Raw genomic sequence first — 25,731 nt, forward strand, 5'->3', positions numbered from 1 at the left:
CCTCGCAGTATCCGGTTCTCAAGGTGCACGCCTGCGCCGGTTCCCGGTCCGACCGGGCCGCGCGGCAAGGAGATATATTGCCAGACCGGAGGGGCCCGCGGGGCGGGAATCCCGCACTCCATATTTTGTTCACAAATAAATTGATCCTTCAGCTGTTCCACTGAAGTCATATCTGAAGCATCGGCTTCCGGTATTGGCGATGACCAGCTGGTTTATAGGTGTTGAGGTATCGGTCATCTCTGGTGCGCTACTTTACTCTAACGGCATCTGGTTTTGGTTTCCTGTCGGTAAAAGGCTGGTTTTGGCCGCCAGGCGTCCTTATATATAGAGAAGATCGGGTTCGAACCCGTGCACCGGCAACAAAAAAGCGGCCGGCATCCGCCAGTCGCTTTTCTATTCTATGGTGGGCCGTCAGGGGTTCGGGCCCGCTGCGCGGGCGGCCGCTTCGGCGCCTCCGCGCCTCGCGCGCTGCGCTGGCAAACGCTGACGCGTTTCCTCAGCTCCGCGCCCTTTCGGGTTCGAACCCGTGCACCGGCAACAAAAAAAGCGGCCGGCATCCGCCAGTCGCTTTTCTATTCTATGGTGGGCCGTCAGGGGTTCGAACCCTGGACCTTGGGATTAAAAGTCCCCTGCTCTGCCAGCTGAGCTAACGGCCCGCGGATGGCATTGTACCACGGTCTGAGACTATTCCCAACTCCATTGGCCGTTCTGGAAAATCACAATTTCACGTCCATCAGGTGTAATGCCCGTAATATCGATGTCGTCCGTGCCAATCATAAAGTCAACGTGCGTGCTCGAAACGTTGACGCCATGCTCCAGAAGTTCCTCTTTGGACATGTCATACCCGCTTTCGATGCACTCGGGAAAACCGACACCCAACGCAAGGTGACAGCTGGCGTTCTCGTCATAAAGTGTGTCGTAGAACAGAATGCCGCTTTCACGAATCGGTGTGTTCTTGGAAATAAGCGCGACCTCGCCCAGATGAGCAGCACCTTCATCGGTTTCAATAATGCTCGCAAGCGTTGCCTTACCCACGCGAGCGTCATAGTCCACTACGCGGCCGTTCTCGAACTTAATCCAAAAATCGTCAACCTTATTGCCGTGGTGGATGAGCGGCATAGCCGAGTACACGATGCCGTCGGCGCGCATACGATCGGGCGAGGTGAAGACCTCCTCGGTGGGAATGTTGGGGAAGAAAGGGTGACCGTCGGGAGTTCTTCCCTTGCCGCCGGCCCACTCATGGCCTTTCGTCATTCCAATCGTCAGATCAGTTCCGTTCGAAGCGGTGTAGTGCAGGCAATCAAATTGATTATCGTTTAGGAAGCGCAGGTTCTTTTCGAATGTGGCGTCATGGAGCTCCCAGTCGCTCTCCGGGTCCTGGCCATCAGCACGAGCGGTGTGCAGAATCGCATTCCACAGCTTATAGACTGCAACCTCATCGGCGTCTCCCGGGAATACCTCGCGCGCCCAAGCAGCGACCGGAGCGCCGGCGATGCACCACGGGTTAATGTTGTAGTCCAGTCCACGGCGGAAGACCTTACACTGCATGTTCCTCGCCTTAGAAGCTGCGGCAGGCTTAGCGGGATCGATGCCCTTGAGGGCAGCAGGGTCCGTGCCCTCAATAAAGATAAAGCAGGCACCGTCCTGAGCCAACGAATCCAGCTGTATGCGCTTCCACTCGGGAGTCTGCTCAAAATAGCTTTTCTCGACATGCTCGTAGGTAAGCCTCGTCACGGCATCGTCAGCCCAGATGACCGTCACGTGACCGGCACCGGCGTCATAAGCCTCCGCAACCACCACGCGCGCAAATGACGCGCACTCGACGGGAGACTGAACGACGACCTCCTGACCGGGCTTAACGTTGACGCCCTTGCGGACAACGAGACGCGCATAATTTTTAATCTTGGGCTCCAGGGACTTCATACCCTCCAGAGCCTCTTCGACCGTCAGGGCAGCTCGAATCATGTGCCACTCCATCTATCTATAGGACAGTAAAAGGCGCGCCGCAAAAAACGACGCGCCTTATATCTTAGCGATATCTATAGGTTGTAACGCTACTACTTCTTCTTGGAGGCCTTCTTGTCCTCTTTGGCAGCCGAGCGCTCGATAATAGCGTTGAGCTTGTTATCGGACATGCCCTCGGCCTGCGCGCGATACATATTACGCAAGGGACGGATGCGCACGAAGTCGTAGATGAAGTCACCCAGAATGACGATGTAGGACAAAACAATGCCGGCCATCTGGACGGGGCTGGACACCATGCCAGCGGGAGCGAAGTACAGCGAAGACCAAATGGCCACGACGAGCACCATGCCGATAGTAAGCACGGCCCACCAGATGCGGCGGCGCTTGGTGTAGTCCTCATCCTGCTTGAGAAGGATACTCGACACCGTGTAGATGCGGTCCTCCTTGGCGCGCCGCTTAGCCTTGCGGGCGCGCTTCTCCTCTTTAGAGAGGCCCTCGAGGCTCTCGCCCTTCTCGAGCTCCTTGCGGCGTGCCTTGGATGATGCCGGCACGACGCGAACAGAACTCGCTGCCTGACGAGCTGGCTTGGCGGATGCGGCGGACTTGCGCGCAACCCCGGTAACCTCGTGGGATTGCGTGCGCTTGTTCGTGGCGCTGCGGGTACTCACTTACGCGTTCTCCTTCATGCTTGTAAACTGGGAGCCCGTGATGATCTGGAAGGCCTCGCGATAGCGCTCGGACGTGCCATCGATGACCTCGGCGGGCAGATGCGGGGTCTCCCCCGTCATATCCCAGTTGGCCTTGAGCCAATTGCGGACGAATTGCTTGTCGTAGCTAGGCTGAATCTTACCCTCCTCGTAGCTGGCGGCAGGCCAGAAACGGCTGGAGTCGGGTGTGAGGCACTCGTCGATCAGCGTGACCTTGCCATCGATGACACCAAACTCAAACTTGGTGTCGGCAATGATGATGCCACGGGTCGCTGCATACTCGGCGGCAGCCTTGTAGATCTTAAGAGACAGATCGCGGATCTGCGTGGCGATGTCCTCGCCAACGATCTCGCAGCAACGCTCAAACGAGATATTCTCGTCGTGATCACCGATCTCGGCCTTCGTGGACGGGGTGAACAGCGGCTCGGGGAGCTTGGAGGCCTCGGTCAGGCCCTCAGGCAGCTGGATGCCGCAGACGGTGCCGTTCTCGTCGTAGGTCTTCTTGCCCGAACCGGTCAGATAGCCGCGGACGATGCACTCGATAGGAATCGTCTGGGCCTTCTTAACCAGCATGGCGCGGCCTGCGAGATAGTCACGATACTCGGCAAAATCCTTGGGGAAATCCGCCGGATCGATGGAGACGAGGTGATTGGGGACGATATCGGCAAACTTGTCGAACCAGAACGCCGAGATACGGTTGAGTACCTCTCCCTTAAACGGAATTTCGTCGGGAAGAATAAAGTCGAACGCAGAAATGCGATCGGTGGCGACCATCAACAGGTTTTCGCCGGCATCGTAGATATCACGAACCTTGCCACGGGAATCCGGACGACGCTCCATCGTTGTCACGTGAGTCACTCCTTACCTAAATACGATAGAAATGCGGGTTCTTTCCCGCACGTTTTCGCAAACTCGGAGCGGCAGGGACGCGGCCCCTCCTTCACCGAATAGCGAAAAGCTAGTGCTCCATTGTAGTAGATGCCGCGTCCGCCGTGTGCTCGCGGGGCAGATGAATCGTAAAAGTCGTACCCTTTCCAAGCTCCGACTCCACGGATATGTAGCCATGGTGACGCTCGACGATCTGTTTAGTTACGGCAAGGCCGACGCCCAGGCCGCCAGCTTCGCGGGCGCGGCTGGCATCGGCGCGCCAAAATCGTCCGAAGATACGCGACAGATCGTCCTTGGCAATACCGATACCGGTATCCGAAACGGCAATACTGACATGCTTGCGGTCACTGAGCACCGACACTACGACCCAACCGCCCTCGGGGGTGTAGCGCATGGCGTTGCTCATGAGGTTGATGACGCATTGCGTGATCATGTCGGGATCGGCCTCGACGACATCGTCGTGCCCCTGGGTTTCATCTGCAAAGCGAAGGCGAAGGTCACGGTCGGCAAACAGACGCTCCTGGCCGTTCACAATCGATCGCACGAACGGAACCATGTCCACCGGTTCGAGATTGAGCGGAGCCGTGCTGTTTTCCATACGCGATAGGTCGAGCATCTGCTGCACCAAACGAGCCAGGCGACGCGTCTCGGAAGCGACCGTCTCCAGATGCTCGTCGTCGGTGGGGTACACGCCGTCTTGCATGGCCTCGACCGTTGCAAGCATGGCCATGAGCGGTGTACGAAGCTCGTGTGCGACATCCGAGGTCAGGCGCTTTTCGTGCTTCATATCTTTCTCGAGCGAGGTGGCCATCTCGTCAAAGGTCTCACCCAGCTGATCGATTTCGTCATCGCCGCGCAAGCCCGTACGAGCAGACAGATCGCCGTCGCGAATTTGCTTGGCTGTGCTCGTAATACGATGGATCGGCTTGGTAAGCATGCGCGACACGAGCGATCCGATAACGACCGAGATGCAGATTGCAACAACCGCGGCAAGAGCCATGGCGTTAAAGGTCTTCTCCCTAAACGCAGAATCTGCCTTAGTGAGCAGAGCGTCGGAGCCGATAGCCCATAGCTTTACCTGTCCGACATGCTCGCCAGAGGACGTAACGATTTCGACGTTGGCAACGCTATCGGAGTCGGTGGGCGCTGACGAGACCGGGCTATGCGAGGCCTTTTTACCGCTCGAGCTGCTCGACGGCAATTCGCTCTCGCGCACATCGGCGGTCGCACTTGCCGAAGGCCATGAGTCGTCATAAACGACAACGCCCTTTTTGTTGACGACCTGCATACCCAGGTCGTCGGACACCAAGCTCGATGTCGCGACCGTGCGCAGCTCGCCCGCAGTCCAATTGCCGTTTTCCTCATACGACGTCGCAAGCTTTTCGGCAGCAGAATTGGCGATCTCGACGATATTGGAGCGCGTGTAATCCGAAAAGACGGTGCCCCACACAACGGAGACAACGCCCACCAGCACCAATACCGTCATGAGCGATGTCAGGGCAAAAGCCAAAGCCATACGCGAGGGATAGCTCATCGCCGGCCGTGAATCGGAACGAGGCGTGTTCCAACTTGCCTTGGAACCCGCCTCGTTCTCCTGCTTGTGCTTTTGTCCGATTTCAAAGCGCGCAGGTGTCATATGTGATTTACCTATTTCTCGTCCGACTTATCGATCTTGGCCGGAGCCTCGAAGCGATAACCGACGCCGTGAACGGTATAGAGCCACTTAGGCTTCTTGGGGTCGTCGCCCAGCTTGGCGCGAAGGTTCTTCACATGGCTGTCGATGGTGCGCTCGTAGCCCTCAAAGTCGTAGCCGAGCACCTTCTCGACCAGCTCCATACGGTTATAGACGCGACCGGGATGGCGAGCAAGCGTGGTAAGCAGCTTAAACTCGGAAGCGGTCAAATCAACTTCCTTGCCCTCGACCAAGATCTTGTGGCCCGAGATATCGATGACCAGATCGCCAAAGTCGAGTACCTCAACGGCGGGCTCGTCTGCCTGGTGAGCACGACGGAATAGGGCACGAACGCGGGCGACGAGCTCGCGCGGCGAGAACGGCTTGATCAGGTAGTCGTCGGCACCAAGCTCGAGGCCGATGATGCGATCCTCGATCTCGCCCTTGGCGGTAAGCATGATGATGGGCACATCCGAGGTATCGCGGATAGTGCGGCAAACGCGCTCGCCGGGGATCTTGGGGAGCATAAGGTCGAGCACAACCAGGTCGAACTGGTGCTTCTCGAACTCCTCGATCGCAGACTGGCCATCGCCAACGCCAACAACCCAGTAGCCCTCGCGCTCGAGATAGGCAGCGACAGCGTCACGGATCGCCTTCTCGTCCTCGACCAGCAGAATCTTTTTTGCATCTGAAGCCATAACACGGCCCCCCTGTCTCAATTAGCTAAGAACAAGCCCATTTTAACGCACCTGAGCCCACCGGGCATCGCATGGGCGCGACAGCTCGGCGGGCGGTACTCACGGTTACAATGGGCTTATTCCCCCGTTGGCGCCTTTTTAACCCCTCGGCGCTAAAGAGAGAACAGGCGAGCGGTAACCGTCTCGGGAATTCCTTGGCTATTACGCACCGTGGCATAGGTTAAAAACGTATTCGATTTTCCCGCCGTAGCTGGATAGTCGCCATATTCGAGAGCGCGGTCGGGCGACAGCAGCGAACCATAGGTTTTAGCGGAGGTATCGATTAGAAAATGCGATGCCTGAACCTTAACCAGATATTTGCCCTTCCTGCCGGCGGCGCACGCAAGCGGTTCGCGCGATAGAAATTGATACGGGCCGCCCTCGTTACCAATGTAGGTACCCATATTGCCCAGGCCGCCCACGCCGGCATAGGTCGCCTCAATGGAGAACACAAACGTATCGCCCATATATACGGCCTCGAAAGGTGACACCGACGAAGGAAGGACCAGCTGAGCCCTCTTGGTATTGTTGCCGTCCGTCAGGTCGATCGCCGTCATGCCGTAGTAGACGCCCTCGTCATTGCGCACGCGGGGTGAGATAGTCAGGATGCCATCGCTCACGCGCGGTGCAGACGCAAAGCGGCCTGTCGACTTCCAGATTGCCTCCGCTTTAGATTCATCGAGCGAACGGCGGTAGCAATATGAATCGCTGCCGGTCTTATTGCCACCGGTCGAAGGCATCTTGTACCAGATGACCGACGAGTCAAAGGCGGTAAACAGCGGAGGGTCGTAGTCCTCACCGCCGCGATCAAGCTCAACGGCATTACCAGTAAGCGCCGCGCCCGACAGGGTTTGCGCATAGAGCTTCCACGACGAATTCGCGTAGTTCATCTCAACCCACGCAAACACGCTATCGGTGGCGCGAACGTCGTAAAACGCATAACCGGAACCCTCGACAGGATCGTCAATCAACGTGGTGAGTGAGCCGTCCCCCATGTTGAACACGCCAAGCGTGTTGGCATGCAGCGCAGATGCGGGCGCCATCATCGCCGCAGCGTAACCGCCATCGCAGTAATACAGGAGCGTCCCCAATGGCAACGTCCACGACGCCGTCGGCTTAAGATCAATGTCGACGGCCTCATACTCTTCGGTAATCGAGACGATCTTGGAATCATCTTTGATAACCTGCGGCTCACCGGCAGCATCATCGCTGGTGCCCGTTTTTTTCGAGCACCCCGCAAGCAGCGTGGCAGCACTCGCGGCAACACCACCCAACACAAATCCTCGGCGCGTTATCCCATTCTTAACGCGATCAAAAATACTCATTAGGCAATCTCGGCACGCGCGGCCTCGATGGCACGCGTAAGTTGGTCGGCACAGGAGGTCTTTTTCGTGCCGCACGTATTGCCGGCCAACACCTCAATCACACGATCGGAAGAAACACCTTCGACCAATTTAGAGATGGCCTTGAGGTTGCCGTTGCAGCCGCCGGTAAACTCAACGCCCAGCACTTTGCTGCCGTCATCGGAAAGATTGAGGTGAATATTGCGAGTACACACGCCCTGGGGCTTGTAATCAAACGAAATCATGCGATCTCCTTCTCAGAATGTCATTCGAGACGACTATTATCCCCGTCTTTCCATGAATGCAACGAGGCGCTTTACCGGCAACACACATTACCAGCAAAGCGCCCTAAAAAGCTAACGTTATGCCCGAACCTACTCGAAGCTCAGCTGCTCCAGACGATCGAAGACCGTATCGATGCGGGTGAGGAAGTCCCACGGATCAAAGATCTCGTCGAGCTTCTCCTGGCTGACGGTGCAGCGCGGATCGGCCTCGAGGCGCTCCTTGAAGGTGGGGCCGGAAACGCAGTCCTGCACCTCATGCCAGGTCGCCATGGCGTTTTCCTGCACGATTGCGTAGGCGTCCTCACGGGTAATGCCCGTATCGACGAGGGCCAACAGAACCTTGGAGGAGAAGATGAGACCGCGGGTCTTGTTGAGGTTGGCCATCATGCGAGCCGGATACAGCTGGAGGCCATCGATAACGCGGATAAGGCACTGGAACATGTGGTCAAGTGCGATAAAGCTATCGGCCTGGGCGACGCGCTCGGCAGAAGAGTGCGAAATGTCACGCTCATGCCACAAGGCGACGTTGTCGAAGGCGACCTGGGCGTTGGACTTCACGACGCGCGACAGGCCGCAGACCTTCTCCATGGTGATGGGGTTACGCTTGTGCGGCATGGCGGAGCTGCCCTTTTGACCCTTGCGGAACGGCTCCTCGGCCTCGAGTGTATCGGTCTTCTGCAGATTGCGAACCTCGGTAGCGATACGCTCGCAGGTGGCAGCCGTGGTAGCGAGGACGCCGGCGAGGTAGGCATGATGGTCGCGGCTGATAACCTGCGTGGACAGCGGGTCGTGAACCAAACCCAGGTGCTCGCAGACATACTCCTCGACAAACGGCTCGATGGAGCTGTAGGTGCCAACGGCACCCGAGATGGCACCGAAGGCGACGTTCTTGCGAGCGTCCTCAAGGCGATCCAGATCGCGCTTGAGCTCCCAGGCCCAAGAGCCAAACTTCATACCAAAGGTCATAGGCTCGGCGTGGATGCCGTGAGTGCGACCGGCGCAGAGCGTGTTACGCTCCTCGAAAGCGCGACGTTTGCAGATCTCGCCGAGTTTCTTGACGTCCTCGATAATTAGGTCGCAGGCCTGGGTGAGCTGATAGCACAGGGCCGTATCGCCCAAGTCAGAGCTGGTCATGCCATAGTGAACCCAACGGCTGGGCTTAAGCTCGCCCTCGGGAACATCGGCGTCGATATACTCCTTCATATTGGTCAGGAAGGCAATGACGTCATGGCGCGTGACTTCTTCGATCTCGTCGACCTTCGCCTTCTCAAAGTTGGCGTGGTCGCGAATCCACTGAGCTTCTTCTTTAGAAATACCGATCTTGCCGAGCTCCGCCTGGGCCTCGCAGGCCAGAACCTCAATCTCCTGCCAAATGGCGTACTTGTTCTCGAGGGAGAAGATGTGTCCCATCTCCGGGCGGGTATAGCGATCGATCATAGCGGCTCCTTTTTGGTTATTGGCACGTTGGTCGTAACTCAACCATTGTACCGTGCGCAGGTGCAAGTATAGGCAGCAGGTATTAACCTAACATTTTGCCATTTGCCTAACGTTCACACCCTGTCGGGTTCGAGTCCCGGCGCTTTATTGAAAAAAGCACGGTACCGCAGCGGTACCGTGCTTTTATTTTTTTGGAGCGGGCAACGGGACTCGAACCCGCGAGTGTCAGCTTGGGAAGCTGATGCCTTACCACTTGGCGATGCCCGCATATGTGGGGGATAGTATAACGCGGTTGTCTTGTTTGATACAAGGGCACTAACCCTTGTTTTACGCATGGAAAATCATCTTCTTGTTGCTCGAATTGCGAAAACAGGGACTCGAGTAACCTGTTTTACACCGTCTTCTACCTGCTCTTTTGTTTGATTATCTAAAACCGGTCTCCATTTGTTGGGAACTTGGCAAGTTCTTGGTCAGCTCGCGGTACTTACCCGTATGACCCCCGGCGCTAATCTCATCCCACGCGCCGCAATCTCCCAGCGCGGCGCACAAAGGATAAGGAGCAGCCATGTCCAATGCACCCACGCACTCTGTCCACAGCGCAATCGCAACAGCACCGCTGCTCCTATTCCTCTTGTTGTTTCTAGCCTGCGCCACGCCTGGTACCGCCTGCGCCGTCGATGGAAACGATACGCTTAGTTTTCGCACCATCAGCGATATGTGCGGACCGTTTGGCATTGGCAAGTACGAGGCACAAGACGCCTCGATTTCTTACTGCATGAACCAAGACTGCCCCGGCCCCAGCAGCCCAGGAGGACCCTGGCGGACCTACAATCAGGGTTGGACATGGCTCGACAACGAGTTTGCCGCCGTCATCTGCCATGGATACCCCTCCGCCACATCATTTGGCGGCCATAACCTAACGGCCGAACGCGCCCGCGCCGCAACCCAGATTGCCGTGTGGATGCTCAAAGGAACCACGCGCCCCGATGGCTCTTTTGCGTATACAAACAACGCCGGCGTTGCCAAAAGCGGCAAGTTCGATCAAGACGCCGAGGTTGTCGCGGCGGCGCGCTGGCTCTACGACAACGCAAAAGCCGGAAATATTAAGGCCGACCCGCATCGCGCCAGACGCTATCACGGACCCGTCTCTAACGAAGGCCGGCACCAGGATATGCTCTACGTTTTGCCCACCATCAACGTATCCTTTGAGAAAAGATCTGCAGACACTGTCATTACCAGCGGGAACGATACGTATCAGTTAGGTGGGGCGACGTTTAACATCTTTGAGGAAAACACAGACAAACACGTCGGCAGCATCAAAATGGACGGCAACGGTCGTGCACGGGCAACACTTTTGCCCAACACGGCATACTACCTAATCGAAACCAAAGCGCCGACAGGCTATCTGTCCCGACGCGATCGCATTGCCTTTACCACCGGAAAGAGCGGCGGACATGTCACAATCAACGAGCAGCCAGGTTCTATCACGCTGCGTGTCGTCAAAACCGATGCCGCCACGAATGCCGGAGCGCAGGCGGGAACCTCGCTCGCCAAAGCCGAATTTACCTGTGTCTCGCAATCTACCCCTGGGTGGACGCGCACCTTCACGACCGAAGGCGATGGCCAGGCGACCTTAAGCGGCATTCCCCTGGGAACCTTTACCCTCTACGAATCGAAAGCACCAGAGGGCTACCTGCTCCCCCATGACAGCTGGACCTATACGGTCGGCCCCAATCAACTAAACGACATGGGCGTCGTTGAGCTCGAACGCCGCATCCCCAATACTCATATTGCGTTTGACCTCGAGATTTCCAAGTTCAAGGATTACGGGAACGGCGAGCAATCGGGATTAGAACAGCCAGCGGAAGGCGTCGTCTTTGAAATCGTCAGCAACAGCTCTAAGCAGGTCGTAGGCACATTGACGACAAATATTTATGGCTTCGCATCCACCAAAGACCAGCCCAAGGCCTGGTTTGGCGCGGGCACACGACCGGACGGCGTCCATGGAGCCATCCCCTACGATCGTGAGGGGTATACCGTTCGCGAGGTCCCGGAAACTGTTCCCGCAGGCTTCAAGCGGGCAGAAGATTGGACCATCGCGCCCGAGCAAATCGCCGACGGAGCCAAGCTTCAGTACATAGTGGACAATCACACCCTTTCGACACATCTCCAAATCATCAAACGCGATGCCCAGACGGGAGCTTCCGTCCCCCTTGCCGGCTTTAGTTTTCAGCTGCTCAACAGCAACCGTGAACCCATCTCTCAAACATGCTGGTATCCGACGCACAACGTTATGAACACCTTTACCACCAATGCGACCGGCACCGTCACGTTGCCAGAATCGCTCAAGCCGGGCACATATTACGTACGAGAAGTCGCAGCCAAAGCGCCCTACCTTGTGGGCGACGAACTGAAGGTGACGATTCCTGCCGATGCAGATCTCACACCTATCGCCGCCGTCTCGTATTTCAACAGCGCGGCAACCGGAAGCATCGAGATCGCGAAGGCTGACGCAGTAGACGGCAGTGCCCTATCTGGTGCCAAGTTTGAAATTCGCGCTGCCGACGATATCGTTTGCCCCGATGGCCACATTGCCGCCCTTGCCGGTGAAGCCGTTGCCGCCGTCACAACTGATGAACAGGGTAAAGCTCGCGTAGACAACCTTTCGCTGGGTTGCGGAACGGCACGATACGAAGTCGTTGAAACCCAGTCTCCCGACGGCTATCTACTTGATCGGACAGCACATATCGTTGAGCTTACTTATATCGACCAGAAGGTCCCCGTGGTCGAGTCGCAGATCGAATTGCCTAATGATTACACCAAGGTCGATTTCTCCAAGGTCGATATGACAGGCAAGCATGAAGTTAAAGGCGCCCGACTGGTCTTATGCGACGCCGATGGAACAGAAATTGATTCTTGGATATCATCCGAGCAGCCCCATCGCGTGGAGCACCTTGAACCCGGTTCTTATACCCTACGCGAAACAATGTCCCCGCGCTCCTATGACCTCGCTGAAGACGTATCCTTTGAAGTCGAGGATACGGGGAAGATCCAGGCCGTAACCATGACGGATGCACCGATTGAGATTAAGGGGAGCGTCGACAAGCGACAAGAAATCGCGCGGCCAACCGCAAAGGGAACAGTGGCGAACGGCGACGGTAAAAACCGGGCGGCGACGCAACCCGACAGAAAGGGCTCCTATTCCTACACCATCGACGCTCAAAACGAATCGAGCACCTGGGTCGACGAGTTCACCGTCACCGACGATCTCGAATGTGCCAAAGACGGCACGGCCAAACTTGTCGCCATTAAAACCCCGATCGCCGTCGGCGACTTAAATGGGCTCTGCAATGTTTGGTATCGAACGTCACCGGCAGACAAGTTGGGCATAAAGGAAAAGGCCAACGCCACACTTGACGATGAACACACCAACCCGTGGCTCGAGACAGCCGAGGTCAAAGAGCGGCTGGGCGAGGATGTGCGGATTGTCGATTACGATGGCTGGAGTCTTTGGAAAGCCGATGTCTCGACCACAGAGTCTTCCACCCTCGAAGTAAAGGACCTTACGCTTTCGGACGACGCTGTTATCACAGGGATTCGCTTTGAGTATGGCTCGGTTTCCGCAGACTTTACGACCCGGCGCGACAACGATTCTTGGAGTCGCAATGGGCTTAAAGACGAGCATGACGACCTTGACGACGCGACGGCATCCCTCAAATCGGATTTACACGGAGCAATCATCCGGATGTGTGCAACCTCATCTTATACGCCCCAAACCGCACTCGCCAACAGTGCCCGTGTTGACCTTTGCCGCAACGGAGGAGGCGAAAAACTCGAGTCGCACGATAAAGATCGTGTTGTTCAAAAATGCGCCATTCCGCAGGATCTTCCAAATACGGGCAATGCACCCATCATCTCTTTTCTCACCGCATTATTGACCGCCGGTGGCACAGCAATTTGGCTCACTTGGCTAAGCTCGGCATCAAAAGAGGAGTAGGTAGAAATAACGGGCGAGCCGATATGCCGGCTCGCCCGTTATCTGGCGTATGCAACCAAAGGCTATTCCGTAGACGCAGACCCGCCGTCAACAAGTTCCAGATCGCCATCCGAAATGCCGTCGGCACCCAAACTCTGCTCTTGCTCCACCTCTTCGCTCATCGTGGACCTGGGCGTCGACCCCTTAGCGCCCACGATATATGCGGCCCCCAGACCCATAGCGATGGCGATCAAAAACAGAACCACATAGACGGGCCAATGGCGTTTGATGTATGAAAACACGCTAACTCCTTAGAGGTCCCCTACGAACGGCGGATGACCTCGGTGACAACCTCGGACACCGTAGCGATGTTCGTCGGGTTGACGTTGTACGGCAAATCGTCTTCGGTACGCGCGCAGGCAAGACGCGGGCCATCGACACCGGCAATTGTGAGGGCGCGACGGCTCGCCTCGAGCGCGGCATAGGCATCGGTCTTGGCATAGGGCATCTCAAACGCGCCACAATCAACGTGGAACGACTTGCACACCTTGCTGACCAGATTCATGATGCGGCGATCACCCTTGAGCAACTGCTGCTCGCCTTCGACCGTCACGACCGAAAGCCTACCGGCTCCAATGGACTCAAGATTGATAAAGAACACACCACGCAGCTTATCGCGATGGGCTTCGAGGAACGCCTTCATACCGGCGCCGTCACAATCCGAGGCACCCGTTGCCACAAACCAGATATCGTGACCAAGCAGCTCGTCATCACCCATGGAGGCAACAGCCGAAAGCATGTCCTCGGCAGAAGCGCCGTCAGAAGAGGTGGCACCGCCCTTCCAGCCGTTATCATCGTCCTCAAAGTTATCCCAAGAGCCGATACCGCGGCCAGACTTCTTGGCATCGTAGTCATCCTCGACGCCCAGCCAGTCGCTCATGCTGTTCTGCTCATTCTTCTTTTTGCGTCCGAACAAGCCGCCCAGACCGCGCTTCTGAGGCTTTGCCTCCTTGACGACGGGAGCCGAGATGGTTTCGATGGGCTGAGCGCCCGAAGAAACGGGCATGGAGGGGGCAACCGGCGCCGACGTGGGCTCGGGCCCCTGAGCCGTCGCGAAAGGATCGTCGGCCTGAGCCGAGGGGTCGGGGAGATCGAAGAGGGATGTGCGGGATGCGACGTTGGCCTGCTGCATCGAGGGCAGCGATGGATCGGGGACCGAGGCAAGCGGCGAAGAAGAAGGTGTGAGCACCGGAGCAGAAGCGGGATCGGGGATATTCATCTGCGGACGCGGTGCGGCCTTGGACGAAATCTGTGCCATGAGCGAATCAACCGTCTCGACCTGCGCCGATGCGGGGTTGGCAACCGTGGAGCCGGGATCGCTCGGGGCAGGCATGGTAAAGATCTGCGTAGAGTACGGCCTGGACTCATCGGCGTTAGAAATCACCGGTGTCTCTTCTTGCTCAACGACGACCGTCGCTTCGGCTTCAATCTCGTCGGCGGTGTTCGGCTCGGCGTCAACGTTCTCAACCTGCTCGGCATCGACACTCTCAGCCGGCTCGGCTTCGGGCGCCTCGATCTCATCTGCAGCATCCTGGGACTCATCGGAAACAGAAAGGGGCTCGGCGATGGCAGTACCCTGCTTCTCGAACGTTATCGTGGCATCGAACTTCGCGGCATCGAGCGTCTCGGTGGCGTCGATTGGCTGCTGGGCCTCAAAGGACGTCGTAGCCTCGGCGACCTCCGTAGCGGCAGGCTGCTCAGCCTCATGCTGTTCAAATTCCCGCGCCGCACGCTCACGCTCGGCCTCGGCAGCCTGCTGGTGGGCAATAGCCTCCTGCTCTGCCACCTCGCGCGCAGCGGCACGCTTTTCCTCAAGGTCGTCGACAAGTTTTTTACCCTTAGCGAGTGCGCCCTTAAAGAAGCTTGAAGCACTGGCTCCAATCGAAGAGAACGCAGATGCTATATCGGCATGGGGCGTCGCGACCGGTAGATCGGCCGAAAAATCGGTATCGCTCTCATAGGAAACGCGCTGCGGATACTCATCGTAATCGCTGGCGGAATCGTCGTACACATCCTGAACCACCGGAGCGGGTGCAGCGGTGTCCGGCTCGGGTGCAGGGCTGGGCTCGGGTTCCGTCTCGGGCTCGGTATCGACGACGGGCTCGTCGGCAGGCGCGACGACAGGTTCAACCGAAGCAGGCGCGGGATCGATCGTCGGCTCCTCGCCCTCTTCGTAATCAAGCGTGCACGACTCGGGAAGCATCCCCAAGGCACGAATGGCATCAGAACCAAAGCGAATATTACCGGCAGCATTGCGATACAGCTTGGGCTCGGGCTCGCTCGGCTCGGCGACAGCGGGCGCCCCAATCGACTCGACGACATCCTCATCCGCGACCGGCTCGGCAGCAACCTCGGCTTCAGCCTGAGCCTCGGGAGCAATGACACCAATCAGGGTTTCGTCAGCTGAGGCACCCTCAAAGCCATCGATCTGCTCGTCAAAAACTTCGCCCTGCTCGGATTCGGGAGCGATCGGCTGGCCAAACTCGTCCTCGGTGTAGGAGGGCTCTTCGTACTCGATCGTGTTGCCGTAGTCGTTTTGCTGCTGGGCAGCGGCATACTCAGCCGCCGCGCGCGCCATCTCCTCGGCACGACGCTTTTGCTCACCAAAATAGTCATCAAACGGAATGTCGTTGGGGAACTCGTTTTCGCCCTGGTAAGGGGCAACGTTATCCATGACACCGAGCATCGCGGCTACAGAAGACTTATTGCAGACCGCACCGGACGTATAGGGAAGAACAAAACGGTTGGCAATGATATTGGCCGCGTTGGCGAGCGCCACAAGAGAGGCGAGGATCGCAACGATCCAAAGCAGAACCTTCAGAGCGCCGGGGAGCGGCAGAATACGCAGAATGGCGACGGCAGCGGGGACAATCGTGGCGACCGGCAGCATCTTGGCGATGAGCGCGCGATACGGCGCGTACGGTTCGCGAGCGAGGAGCTCGGCACGCGGAGAATCGTAATGGGCGACAACAACCACCGGACGGTTGCGCGGAGATGCAAGCGGACCTGTGGCCTTGTGATAGGCAATGACATTTTGACTCACGCCCGTCTTGCCCAGGCGAGAAATAACAGGGCGACCGGTACGCTCGAGCACATACAACACGGCACCGACGATGGCCAGCAGAACACCGATTAAGCCGATGCTGCCGCCAATACCCATAAGCAGGGCACCGGCAAAAGACAGAATGCCTGTGACGGCAAATGCCAGCCTGCTGGGTGCAGGAGCGTTAAATTCCTGGACTTCGGGATCAAAGCCATGATTGCGGAAGATCTGGGCGATATCCTCGGCAGCCAAACGCTCTTCTTCGCTGCACGCCGGCGTGATGCCCGTGCCCTGTAGCAGATGATTGATATAGTTCTGGGTGTTCGCCATGTGCGCTCCACATCCATAATCCGACAAATAGGCCCAATGCTTGCACATTAGAACCGTATATAGTCGAAAGTATACCCCGAGCGAACGCAATCGGCCGAAATCTGGGCATCTTAACGCACTGAGCGGACAAGGATATAGCCTAATCTCCATATCGGATTAAAATCATGGCATCAAATAACCTTCCCATGCGAGGATTCTATGACGGTAAGCGATATGACCGCGACAAACAAAACAAATGCGCCAGAACCCGGTTTCGACAAAACCGCCCAGCGTATCCTCAACCTTTTCTTTGTCCTCAACAGTTCCCCCGAGCCTCTAACAACCGAGCAGATCGTGCTGGATTCTGACCTAGGCTACGGATCGGGCAACGTCGACTCGGATAAGCGAAAATTTCGCCGCGACCGCGACAAGCTGCTCGAGCGGGGCATTGTGGTCAAGGAAGTTCGCGCCGCGGGTGCCCAGGAGACCGAGGAGAGCGCCTGGACAATCGACCGTGAGCATACGTTTGCCGCGGGCGGCTTGATCACCGCAGACGATGCCGACATTCTGCTAAATGCTATCGATCAGACCCTCACCACGGGCTCTTCGGCCTTTGCGACCCCGCTCGCCGACATACGCTCCAAAATTGCCTATCTTACCGGCGAGACGAATACGGCCGAGCCCCCCGTTGTTCACTCGCCGACGGTCGATGCGGTATGGAGCGCGTTTGCCGACCGATGCGCGCTGCGTTTTTTGTATCAAAACGGACGGGGTGAGCAACGACAACGCACTGTTTGCGTCTACGGCATGTTCGAGCGCGAAGGAACAGCCTACTTTTGCGGCCTAGATGACGCCACCGGAAAAATCAGAACCTTTCGCTGCGATCGCATCGTTCGTGCGTGGCGTCCATCGCGGGCCTACGCCATTCCCGCAGACTTCAATCTCAACGATTACCTCTTCTTTGAATTCGATTTCTCCGATTGCCAACCCGTCACGGCAACTTTCTCGTTTGCTCCGCAGGCTCAATCCGACATGGTCCACGGCCTCACACGTGGGCGAGGAAAGCTCGAGCACGCTAAAGACGGCTGGACCTGGACCGTTGACGTTCGCGACCTGAATGCGGCGGCGTCATTTTGCATGGAACACAGCGTTGACGGTATGAGGCCCGTAGCGCCCAACGAACTCAAGCAGGCGTGGAACCGCCTCATCGAAAGGACAGTGAGCGCTCATGGCCGTGCGTAAGCTCACCAGCGAACAAAGGCTCTCGCGCTCCATTGACATTATGGAGGCACTCTATGCCGCCGGCGAGGCGGGCATGACGCGAGACGAAATCTGCAGTCGCTTCGATATCTCCGGAGCTTCGCTCGACGAGATCATCGGCATCATCTCGACGCTCGCAGACCGCGAATCGGGCGCGCGCATCATTTGCGAATGCCGCGATGAACGTGTGGTTCTCATCGGCGATGCGGGCCGTGTGCTGCCGCTTCGCCTGAGTGCCGCCGAGGGCGCCGTACTCAACCATGAATTGGAGTCGCTCGGAATCGAAGAGTGCGCGGCGGCGCGCATCCGGCGCGCACTCCTTCCGGCGGAACTCGGATACAACCAACGCGTTGACGATACCGTCGCCCGCGGATCTTATTGGCAGCAACTCTGCTGTGCAATTCAGGATGGCGTGCGATGCCTCGTCACCTACCGCTCCCTGGACGACCAGCATCCACGCAGGCGATTGATCGACCCCCTAAAGATCACGACCAACGGCGACCAAACGTACCTGATTGCCTGGGATGTCGAGGCAGACGGGCAGCGCTCCTACCGTATGGACAAGATCGAGGAGCTTCTGCTGACGGAAGACTCCGTCGTGCGTCACACGACCGAAACCACGTCCCTGCACGATTCCCTTGCACAGGCAAGCCAGAGCGTTAAGCTCCTGATGCCGCTCGATATGGCAGAACGCGTGAGGTGGGCAGGTATCAGGTCAATTAAAGCCGATGGGGAGGGTACGGCAAGCGTGACCGTTTCCTATAGCTCCGAAAACTGGCTGTTTAGCCAGATTATCGCAGCGGGCGGAGCCATCCGCATCGCAGACGACCCCGCCCTTTCAAAGCGCCTATGTGATGCCGCTGAGGCACTGGCCTTCCGTTCTTAGCGATGGCGTTCGTGCGCTTGGCGCCATAACTGAAGATAGTGGCCGATCTGCGCCGTTTCGATGCGCTGATACGAGCTCGTAGGCAGCGATGTCAGAAATTTCTTGCCGTAACCCTTCGTCACCAGACGCGGGTCGGCCAAAATCAACACGCCGCAATCGGTCGATGAACGAATCAGGCGACCGGCCGCCTGCTTGACCTCGAGAACCGCCTCGGGCAGCGAGTAGCGTACCCAGGCGCGGTCCTCGCGCAGATTGCGCTCGCACGAGAGAGGATCGGTGGGGCTCGAGAATGGCAGCTTGGGGATAATGACGCATCTCAGCGTTTCGCCGCTGGCATCGAAGCCCTCCCAAAAAGCCTTGAGAGCAAAGAGCGACGAGGTCGACTCGTTGATAAAGCGATCGCGCAAGCGACGGGGAGACGAATTGCGCTGCTGGCAATTGAGTTCCAGGCCGGCACGAGCCAGCTTGGGCTCAACCCGAGCGTACAGGTCTTCCATATCGCGGCGATTGGTGAACAGCGTGAGCACCGACCCGCCCATGGCAAGATGGGCATCGACCAGTACGCGCTCGAGCGCGGATAGATAGCCCTCGCGGTCGCGAGGGTCGGGAATGTCCCCCGCCACGACTACGGCCATGTTCGAATCGAAGTCATAGCTCGAATCCAGGTGCAGTGACGAGGATGCCGAAGCGCCAATGCGATCGAGGCCTACGGCATGGTTAAAGTGCTCAAAGCTCTTGGACACCGTCATGGTTGCCGAGGCAAAGATGGCCGTATGCACCTCGGGCAGCCACTCGTTCGCCAGGGCCTCGCCGATGTCGATGCGCTCGGCGGTCATGGATTCTCCGCCCGCACGTAGGCGGCGGTTGACCTGCAGCGAGTACACATAATGCTCGTCGGTGCCGTCAATGATGAGCTTGAGGTTCTCGGCCAGCTCGTGCAGACGGCGCGAAATATCGCCCAGGTCGACGACGACCTCGGGTTTATCGGCAGCGACAGCCTGCACCAGCGCGGCAACATTTTTATCCGCCTGCTCCAGGGCATCGATAGCAGCGCTGGCAGACTGCAAGAAGTCATGCCAGTCATCCGACTCGCGCAACTCGGGGCCAATCCACAGATTTGCGCTGTCATAGCCACCGCGGGCGCGACGGCCGAGCTCACGCACGCCGTCAAACACCTCGGCGAGTGCCATGCTCGCGCGTGCGACCGTAGACGTCGCCTTCGCGGTGAGCCCCAGATAAAGCGTGGAGCCTTCGGATGTCGCCAAATCACGAGATACCTGGCTCAATGCACCGGAGCTCGACCCGCCAAGGCGCTCAAATAGCACGCGAGATTCGTCTGCCGAGACCACGCGCGCCCACTGGCGGCGCGCCTCGCGCTCGATGGAATGGGCCTCGTCGACTACCCAGTGGCGGATGGGAGGCAAAATTCTCCCTTCGGCCGCAACGTTGCGAAACAGCAGGGAATGATTTGTGACCACGACATCGGCATGCGCCGCGCGACGACGGGCACCGTGGACGAGGCATTTATCGGGGAAGAACGGACACAGGCGGCGAGCGCATTCGCGCGAGGCCGTCGTAAAGTCGGGACGGTTGACGCTGCGCCAGCGAATGCCGAGCGAATCGAGGTCACCATCGGCAGATTGGCACACATACGCCATGATCACCGCAACCGCTGTGAGCGTGTCGGCAGGATCGCGCTTGGTGGTAATCTCGGCCTGACTTCGGCTCATGCGCTCGAGTTTGCGCAGGCACGGATAGTGGTCATATCCCTTGAGCGCACAGAATGACAAGCCTCCGTCCAGTTGTTCGGCGAGTTTTGGCAGCTCGTGGTACATAAGCTGATCGGCAAGATTATTCGATTTGGTCGCAATGCCAACGGTAATGTTGTTTCGGCGGGCGGCCTCGGCAAAGGGCACGAGATACGCCATCGATTTACCGACGCCCGTACCGGCCTCTATCACGCGATGCGTATCCGTAACCAACGCGTCGCGTACCTCGAGCGCCATGGCAATCTGCTCGTCGCGCGGCTCATAAGTGGGATACATGCGATTGACCAGGCCACCGGGGGCATAATCCGCCTCAATCTCTTCGCGGCTCGGCATGTTAAGAACCGGCAGCTCGTCGGCATCCACGCGATCATCGGCGCGATCGGCCTTGAGCACGTCGGCGCGGGCGGCAGCAAGCGAGAAAATCGAGCCGGGGTTTTGACCTGCCAAAAACGAGAAAATGGGACGATAGGACCAAGGAACATCCGCGTGCATATCCGCCAGACGCGCCATAAGGCCCTGCGGCAAGTCCGTAAGGGCAACCAGCAGCACGCGCCACACCCCACACAGGGCATCGACATCGGCGTTTGCGCGGTGCGACACGGAGTCGCAGCCAAACAGATCGGCCATAAAGGACAACTTGTGCGATGCCAGGCGCGGCAGCGCGATACGGGACAGCGCCAGCGAATCGATCCAGATGTCGCTGACGTTGACACCGCCCTTGACCGATTCGATGAACGATCGGTCAAACGTGGCATTGTGCGCGATAACCGGGCACCCGCCCACAAAATCGGCGAGCGCAGCCACGGCCTCTACAGCCGAGGGGGCATCGGCCACATCGGCGTTTGTGATGCTTGTGAGCTCAGTGATTTCGGCAGGGATCAGCTGCTTGGGATGCACAAATGTGTCAAAGCGGTCAACGACCTCGCGGCCCGAAAGACGGGCCGCGGAAATCTCGATAAGCTCGTTGTCCTGGACCGAAAGACCCGTGGTCTCGGTATCGAGGACGATAACATCCTCCTCGATAAGGCCAAACGATTGTGTGCGGGCACGCTCGGCGAGCGTTGCATAGGAATCAATGACAAACTGCGGCGTTCCAGGAGATACAGCGTCCTCGATTAGCATGCAATGCCCGCTCGACGGAGACCCATGCGAATCAGACTGTCACAGACCTGCGGGAAGGTCATGTCTTTGGTATGACGAATCTCGTCCGGATACAGCGACGTATCGGTCATACCGGGAATCGTATTGGTCTCGAGGATGACGGGGCCGTCCTCGCTCACGATAAAATCGCTGCGCGAAATGCCCAGACAGCCGAGGGCTTTGTGGGCCGCACAGGCTAGTTCCTGGGCACGAGCATAGTTTTCGGGCGAAATCTGCGCCGGAATACGGTGGATATCCGTGGGATCGACGTACTTCACATCCAGGTCGTAGAACTCACAGTCCTCAGGCTTGCGAATCTCGACGATCGGCAGGGCGCGCACGTCATCCTCGCCGTAGACGCCTACGGTAATCTCGGTTCCCTCGATGCACTTTTCGACCAGCACCTTATCGCCGTACTCAAAGGCCTTGGCGATGGCGGCAGGCAGCTCAGAGGGCTCGTGTACCAGGGAGATACCGTAGCTGGAGCCGTTGACGGCGGGCTTTACAAAGCAACGCTCGCCGCAAATCTCAACGATGCGATCGATATCGACCTCGTCGCCCGCCTCAAGCGCCAAACCGGGGGCAATGGGGATGCCTGCCTTGGCATACAGAAGCTTTGAAACCTCTTTATCGGCGCCACACGCGCTGGCGAGCACACCCGACGCCGTATAGGGGATACCCAGCGTCTCCATGGCTCCCTGCATGGCGCCATCCTCGCCGCCGGCGCCGTGCATGGCGATAAACGCCACGTCAAAATCGCCAGTTGCCATAGTCACCATAAAATCATCGGCAGCCGTATCGAGCAGCTCCACCGAAGTGTAGCCAGCCTCCTTTAGGGCCACCACGACGTTCTTTCCCGAATTGAGCGAAATCTCACGCTCGGCGGAATGGCCGCCCGCCAAGACCGCTACGTGCATGTTCTCTAGGCTTTTACCCGGCATGGGTAGACTCCTCCTCTATGGTTTCTGCAGCTGATACCATATTGTAGCGATACCCCCTACGTTTCCCCAAAATCGAAAGGCTTCCATGAATCCCAGGACTAAATCTCAGGACATTCGCGACTTGAGCCAAAACGATATTCGCGAGCTCGTGGCCGAACTCGGCCAGCCCGCTTTCCGCGCGAAGCAGCTCATTGAATGGGTTTTTGAGAAGAACGTTTGTTCGTTTGACGATATGACCAACCTTCCCAAGGCTTTCCGCGAGCAGTTAAAGGAGGCATTTGCCTTCGACACGCCGACCGAGCTCACCAAGCAGGTGTCCAAAGACGGCTCTCGTAAATACCTACTCGAGTACCACGATGGCATTTCTGTCGAGACCGTCGGCATGCCCCGTCGTAACAAGCTCTCTGTCTGCGTATCCACCCAAGCCGGATGCGGAATGGGCTGTGCTTTTTGCGCTACCGGTCTCAACGGCCTCAGGCGCTCGCTGACCGCCCAGGAAATCGTCGACCAGGTACTTCACGTTTCCAATGACTTTGGCGAGCGCGCGACAAGCGTAGTGTTCATGGGCCAGGGCGAGCCTTTTGCCAACTACGATGAGGTTCTTAAGGCGCTGCGCACCCTTAATGACCCCGACGGTATCGGCATTGGAGCGCGCCATCTCACCGTGTCTACCAGCGGTGTTATTCCTGGCATCCGTAAGTTTGCCGACATTCCCGAGCAGTTCACCCTAGCTGTCTCGCTGCACTCCGCCATCCAGTCCACACGCAATAAGCTCATGCCCGGTGTCAAGAAATACACACTCCTGCGCCTTCACGAGGCACTGCAGCTCTACACCGAGAAGACCGGCCGCCGTCCGACGTACGAATATGCCATGATCGAGGGCGTCAACGACACCAACCCCGAAATGCAGGCGCTCTGCGACTTCTGTGAGGGCACGCTGTGCCACGTCAACCTGATTCAGCTCAACGATATTGAGGGCAGCCCGCTCAAGCCGTCACCGATCCATAAGGTAGAAGACCTTCAACGTCGTCTTGAGTCCCGTGGTATCGAGACCACGATTCGCAACTCCCGTGGTAACGATATCGATGCGGCTTGTGGCCAACTCAAGCAGCGTTTCAAAGTTCAGAAGAATGCGTAGGGGCGACCAGCCCAATCGTTTCATGTGAAACATCAGAAAGCCCCGGTTGCTTAATTGCAACCGGGGCTGTTTCATATTCATCGACTATCAGCATCATAGGATAGTCCAACATTATTTAGGACGAAATTAGGAATCCCTGTACTGGTGATCAGACAAGGAACCCTTCAGAATTGATGAGTCATTGTTAGGTACCTAAAAGCCTACATTTTCCCATTGATGATTAACCCAATCTTGGTTGATCTTGGGATTCTTAGTCATCTGAGCCGTACGCATGGCAACATCCTCGGTCATAACATCCATTTTCTTTTTTGAGGTATCAACGATATCCTGCGCTCCGCGAAGTAAACGACCACGCAATTCATCATCTGTCGCAATCTTATAACCGGCAAAAGCGCCAACTGCAACAGTAGCAGCCAAAGCGATAGCAGTCAGAACTTTATTCCTCATCCTGACCTCCTTGATCAAACTGAATGATTTCGCCAAGAATGCGAGAGAGTTCCTCTTCATCCTTAAATTCAATCTCGATCTTGTTCTTGCCGCGCGAGCTCTTTACGCGAACGTTCGTGTTAAATACCTGACGCAGAACGCGTGCCGCCTTCTTAAAAGACTGAGGCGTTGCGGTTCGAGGCGTTTTTGGTGTCTCTCCGGCAGAAAACAACGGAGCAAGATTTTCTGTCGCGCGGACGGACAATCCTTCCGCAACAACCTTCTCAGCCAACTTAATGCGTGCATCTTCGTATGGAACTGCAAGAATTGCACGAGCATGGCCAGCAGTCAGCTTACCTTCAAAGATCATCTGCTGAACAACCTCTGGAAGATCAAGTAGGCGCAGTGAATTGGTGATTGCAGAGCGAGACTTGCTAACAGCCTTCGACAAGGCCTCTTGAGTCATACCACTCGCATCGATGAGCTGTCGATATCCCTTAGCCTCCTCGACGGGATTGAGATCAGAGCGTTGCAGATTTTCAATCAATGCAAGCGCAAGCATCTGTTCATCATCAACATCTTTTATGATGACAGGAACTTCCTCAAGTCCAGCGAGCTTAGAAGCCTGATAACGGCGCTCACCCGCGATAATCTCATAGCCATTACCGTGCTTGCGTACAAGAAGCGGTTGAAGAACACCATGCTCCTGAATCGACTCACTCAACTCTCGAAGCTCGGTCTCATTAAAATGAATTCTGGGTTGGTTGGGGTTTGGAACGATATCTTCGATTGGAAGTTTAGTTTTCGAAGCAGTATTGGATGCGGACGTCGCAGATCCACCGGTCTCATATTCTGCTTCGGATACCAATGCATTGAGTCCGCGACCCAAACCGCCACGCTTCCTAGGACTAGGCACGCTTGATCACCTCTTTGGCAAGGTTCATATACGCCTTTGCACCCTTATTTTGCGGCGCATATGTAATTACCGGCTCACCGAACGACGGTGCTTCTGATATTTTAACCGTACGCGGAATCAAGGTCTTAAATGCCTTATCGCCAAAGTACGACTGCACTTCTTCGACAACCTGATTTGAGAGCGATGTTCGCGAATCATACATCGTCATAAGCACGCCATAGGTATCAAGGCTCTTATTTAGGCGTGTTTTGACCATCTTCATCGACTCAAGCAGCTTCGTGACACCTTCGAGTGCGTAATACTCACACTGAATCGGAATCAGAACACTGTCCGCCGCCGTCAACGCATTAATGGTCAACAAGCCAAGTGAAGGCGGACAGTCGATAAATATAAAGTCAAACTCGTCCTTAACAGGCTCAAGCAGATCCTTCAAGCGTGTTTCTCGTGCAATTGCGCTTACAAGTTCAATTTCGGCACCTGCAAGCTGGATAGTCGCCGGAATTACAAATACCTTACTGCAATTTGTATCAAGAACAAGCGATTCTGCCGGAACATCATTCAGCAATGCATCATAGATGCAGTTATCGAGTTCTTCTTTTTCGATTCCAAAGCCGCTCGTGCTATTACCCTGTGGATCAAAATCGACAATCAGCGTCTTACGACCCTGTTCACCCAGTGCTGCTGCAAGGTTTACTGCTGTGGTGGACTTACCCACACCACCCTTTTGATTGATGATTGCAATGATACGCGTGTCTTTTGCGCTCTTTGAACGCTTAACGTCGCGAAATCCCACGGTCCCTCCTGGTGTATTTTAAGCTGTTAAACGGAGGATGT

General features: G+C 56.9%; 19 protein-coding genes and 2 tRNA genes. 4 read left to right on the forward strand and 17 right to left on the reverse strand.

Going from position 1 to position 25,731, the window contains the following annotated elements; translation table 11 throughout:
• Positions 1-580: 580 nt before the first annotated feature.
• The 10 genes from ACTM86_RS08150 to ACTM86_RS08195 all read right to left on the reverse strand — a co-directional run bounded on the left by ACTM86_RS08150 (position 581) and on the right by ACTM86_RS08195 (position 9,300).
• A tRNA-Lys gene (locus ACTM86_RS08150) sits at positions 581-656 on the reverse strand.
• A gap of 28 nt (positions 657-684) precedes the next feature.
• Complete coding sequence (locus ACTM86_RS08155) at positions 685-1,965, reverse strand: aminopeptidase (RefSeq protein ID WP_441017018.1); 1,281 nt, start codon at positions 1,963-1,965, stop codon at positions 685-687.
• A gap of 92 nt (positions 1,966-2,057) precedes the next feature.
• Positions 2,058-2,633, reverse strand: coding sequence for a hypothetical protein (locus ACTM86_RS08160; RefSeq protein WP_427717870.1), 576 nt, complete (start codon positions 2,631-2,633; stop codon positions 2,058-2,060).
• Positions 2,634-3,512 (reverse strand): phosphoribosylaminoimidazolesuccinocarboxamide synthase, encoded by an 879-nt coding sequence (locus tag ACTM86_RS08165; RefSeq protein ID WP_441017075.1) that lies wholly within the window; start codon positions 3,510-3,512, stop codon positions 2,634-2,636.
• Positions 3,513-3,630: 118 nt separating this feature from the next.
• Complete coding sequence (locus ACTM86_RS08170; protein ID WP_154516828.1) at positions 3,631-5,196, reverse strand: sensor histidine kinase; 1,566 nt, start codon at positions 5,194-5,196, stop codon at positions 3,631-3,633.
• 11 nt (positions 5,197-5,207) lie between these two features.
• Positions 5,208-5,930, reverse strand: a complete 723-nt coding sequence (locus tag ACTM86_RS08175; protein ID WP_117848468.1) for a response regulator transcription factor — start codon at positions 5,928-5,930, stop codon at positions 5,208-5,210.
• A gap of 152 nt (positions 5,931-6,082) precedes the next feature.
• Positions 6,083-7,246: a hypothetical protein gene (locus ACTM86_RS08180; protein ID WP_441036933.1), complete on the reverse strand. Its 1,164-nt coding sequence runs from the start codon at positions 7,244-7,246 to the stop codon at positions 6,083-6,085.
• 47 nt (positions 7,247-7,293) lie between these two features.
• Positions 7,294-7,557, reverse strand: coding sequence for a TIGR03905 family TSCPD domain-containing protein (locus tag ACTM86_RS08185; protein ID WP_427717875.1), 264 nt, complete (start codon positions 7,555-7,557; stop codon positions 7,294-7,296).
• 129 nt (positions 7,558-7,686) lie between these two features.
• Positions 7,687-9,033, reverse strand: a complete 1,347-nt coding sequence (gene purB / locus ACTM86_RS08190; RefSeq protein WP_441017024.1) for an adenylosuccinate lyase — start codon at positions 9,031-9,033, stop codon at positions 7,687-7,689.
• Between the two features lie 192 nt (positions 9,034-9,225).
• Positions 9,226-9,300 (reverse strand) — tRNA-Gly (locus ACTM86_RS08195).
• A 298-nt stretch (positions 9,301-9,598) separates the two neighbouring features.
• Between ACTM86_RS08195 and ACTM86_RS08200 the strand changes: the two genes are divergently transcribed.
• Positions 9,599-13,030, forward strand: coding sequence for a SpaA isopeptide-forming pilin-related protein (locus tag ACTM86_RS08200; protein ID WP_441017027.1), 3,432 nt, complete (start codon positions 9,599-9,601; stop codon positions 13,028-13,030).
• A 62-nt stretch (positions 13,031-13,092) separates the two neighbouring features.
• Here the strand turns inward: ACTM86_RS08200 and ACTM86_RS08205 are convergent, their stop codons facing one another.
• Complete coding sequence (locus ACTM86_RS08205) at positions 13,093-13,311, reverse strand: hypothetical protein (RefSeq protein WP_427729007.1); 219 nt, start codon at positions 13,309-13,311, stop codon at positions 13,093-13,095.
• 20 nt (positions 13,312-13,331) lie between these two features.
• Complete coding sequence (locus ACTM86_RS08210; protein WP_441017030.1) at positions 13,332-16,442, reverse strand: hypothetical protein; 3,111 nt, start codon at positions 16,440-16,442, stop codon at positions 13,332-13,334.
• A gap of 198 nt (positions 16,443-16,640) precedes the next feature.
• Between ACTM86_RS08210 and ACTM86_RS08215 the strand changes: the two genes are divergently transcribed.
• The gene (locus tag ACTM86_RS08215; protein ID WP_441036932.1) at positions 16,641-17,663 is read left to right on the forward strand and encodes a helix-turn-helix transcriptional regulator; all 1,023 of its coding nucleotides are present in this window, start codon (positions 16,641-16,643) and stop codon (positions 17,661-17,663) included.
• Positions 17,650-18,567, forward strand: a complete 918-nt coding sequence (locus ACTM86_RS08220) for a helix-turn-helix transcriptional regulator (RefSeq protein ID WP_441017036.1) — start codon at positions 17,650-17,652, stop codon at positions 18,565-18,567. The genes ACTM86_RS08215 and ACTM86_RS08220 overlap by 14 nt, the downstream gene beginning before the upstream one ends.
• Here ACTM86_RS08220 and ACTM86_RS08225 read toward each other — a convergent pair.
• Together ACTM86_RS08225 and ACTM86_RS08230 are read right to left on the reverse strand one after the other, a co-directional pair.
• Complete coding sequence (locus tag ACTM86_RS08225) at positions 18,564-21,458, reverse strand: helicase C-terminal domain-containing protein (RefSeq protein WP_441017039.1); 2,895 nt, start codon at positions 21,456-21,458, stop codon at positions 18,564-18,566. The genes ACTM86_RS08220 and ACTM86_RS08225 overlap by 4 nt on opposite strands.
• Positions 21,452-22,417 (reverse strand): D-alanine--D-alanine ligase family protein, encoded by a 966-nt coding sequence (locus ACTM86_RS08230; protein ID WP_427748142.1) that lies wholly within the window; start codon positions 22,415-22,417, stop codon positions 21,452-21,454. Before ACTM86_RS08230 ends, ACTM86_RS08225 begins: the two co-directional genes overlap by 7 nt.
• Before the next feature lie 85 nt (positions 22,418-22,502).
• On the opposite strand from ACTM86_RS08230, the gene rlmN reads away from it, so the two are divergent.
• On the forward strand, positions 22,503-23,555 hold the full coding sequence (rlmN, locus tag ACTM86_RS08235; protein WP_441017042.1) for a 23S rRNA (adenine(2503)-C(2))-methyltransferase RlmN: 1,053 nt from the start codon (positions 22,503-22,505) through the stop codon (positions 23,553-23,555).
• A 192-nt stretch (positions 23,556-23,747) separates the two neighbouring features.
• Here the strand turns inward: rlmN and ACTM86_RS08240 are convergent, their stop codons facing one another.
• The 3 genes from ACTM86_RS08240 to ACTM86_RS08250 are packed head-to-tail and all read right to left on the reverse strand — an operon-like array spanning position 23,748 to position 25,690.
• Positions 23,748-24,002: a hypothetical protein gene (locus ACTM86_RS08240; protein ID WP_441017045.1), complete on the reverse strand. Its 255-nt coding sequence runs from the start codon at positions 24,000-24,002 to the stop codon at positions 23,748-23,750.
• Positions 23,992-24,870: a ParB/RepB/Spo0J family partition protein gene (locus ACTM86_RS08245; protein ID WP_427748147.1), complete on the reverse strand. Its 879-nt coding sequence runs from the start codon at positions 24,868-24,870 to the stop codon at positions 23,992-23,994. Before ACTM86_RS08245 ends, ACTM86_RS08240 begins: the two co-directional genes overlap by 11 nt.
• A 19-nt stretch (positions 24,871-24,889) precedes the next feature.
• Positions 24,890-25,690 (reverse strand): ParA family protein, encoded by an 801-nt coding sequence (locus ACTM86_RS08250; protein WP_427729019.1) that lies wholly within the window; start codon positions 25,688-25,690, stop codon positions 24,890-24,892.
• Positions 25,691-25,731 lie beyond the last annotated feature (41 nt).

It is taken from the genome of Collinsella sp. HCP3S3_E11 (assembly GCF_052067375.1).
Taxonomy (GTDB): domain Bacteria; phylum Actinomycetota; class Coriobacteriia; order Coriobacteriales; family Coriobacteriaceae; genus Collinsella.

Excerpts from the sequence above, each read along its gene's own strand:
- ACTM86_RS08155 (WP_441017018.1), bottom strand. The coding sequence starts at position 1,965 with ATGATTCGAGCTGCCCTGACGGTCGAAGAGGCTCTGGAGGGTATGAAG.
- ACTM86_RS08165 (WP_441017075.1), bottom strand. The coding sequence starts at position 3,512 with ATGGAGCGTCGTCCGGATTCCCGTGGCAAGGTTCGTGATATCTACGAT.
- ACTM86_RS08170 (WP_154516828.1), bottom strand. The coding sequence starts at position 5,196 with ATGACACCTGCGCGCTTTGAAATCGGACAAAAGCACAAGCAGGAGAAC.
- ACTM86_RS08175 (WP_117848468.1), bottom strand. The coding sequence starts at position 5,930 with ATGGCTTCAGATGCAAAAAAGATTCTGCTGGTCGAGGACGAGAAGGCG.
- ACTM86_RS08185 (WP_427717875.1), bottom strand. The coding sequence starts at position 7,557 with ATGATTTCGTTTGATTACAAGCCCCAGGGCGTGTGTACTCGCAATATT.
- purB (WP_441017024.1), bottom strand. The coding sequence starts at position 9,033 with ATGATCGATCGCTATACCCGCCCGGAGATGGGACACATCTTCTCCCTC.
- ACTM86_RS08200 (WP_441017027.1), top strand. The coding sequence starts at position 9,599 with ATGTCCAATGCACCCACGCACTCTGTCCACAGCGCAATCGCAACAGCA.
- ACTM86_RS08210 (WP_441017030.1), bottom strand. The coding sequence starts at position 16,442 with ATGGCGAACACCCAGAACTATATCAATCATCTGCTACAGGGCACGGGC.
- ACTM86_RS08215 (WP_441036932.1), top strand. The coding sequence starts at position 16,641 with ATGACGGTAAGCGATATGACCGCGACAAACAAAACAAATGCGCCAGAA.
- ACTM86_RS08220 (WP_441017036.1), top strand. The coding sequence starts at position 17,650 with ATGGCCGTGCGTAAGCTCACCAGCGAACAAAGGCTCTCGCGCTCCATT.
- ACTM86_RS08225 (WP_441017039.1), bottom strand. The coding sequence starts at position 21,458 with ATGCTAATCGAGGACGCTGTATCTCCTGGAACGCCGCAGTTTGTCATT.
- ACTM86_RS08230 (WP_427748142.1), bottom strand. The coding sequence starts at position 22,417 with ATGCCGGGTAAAAGCCTAGAGAACATGCACGTAGCGGTCTTGGCGGGC.
- rlmN (WP_441017042.1), top strand. The coding sequence starts at position 22,503 with ATGAATCCCAGGACTAAATCTCAGGACATTCGCGACTTGAGCCAAAAC.
- ACTM86_RS08240 (WP_441017045.1), bottom strand. The coding sequence starts at position 24,002 with ATGAGGAATAAAGTTCTGACTGCTATCGCTTTGGCTGCTACTGTTGCA.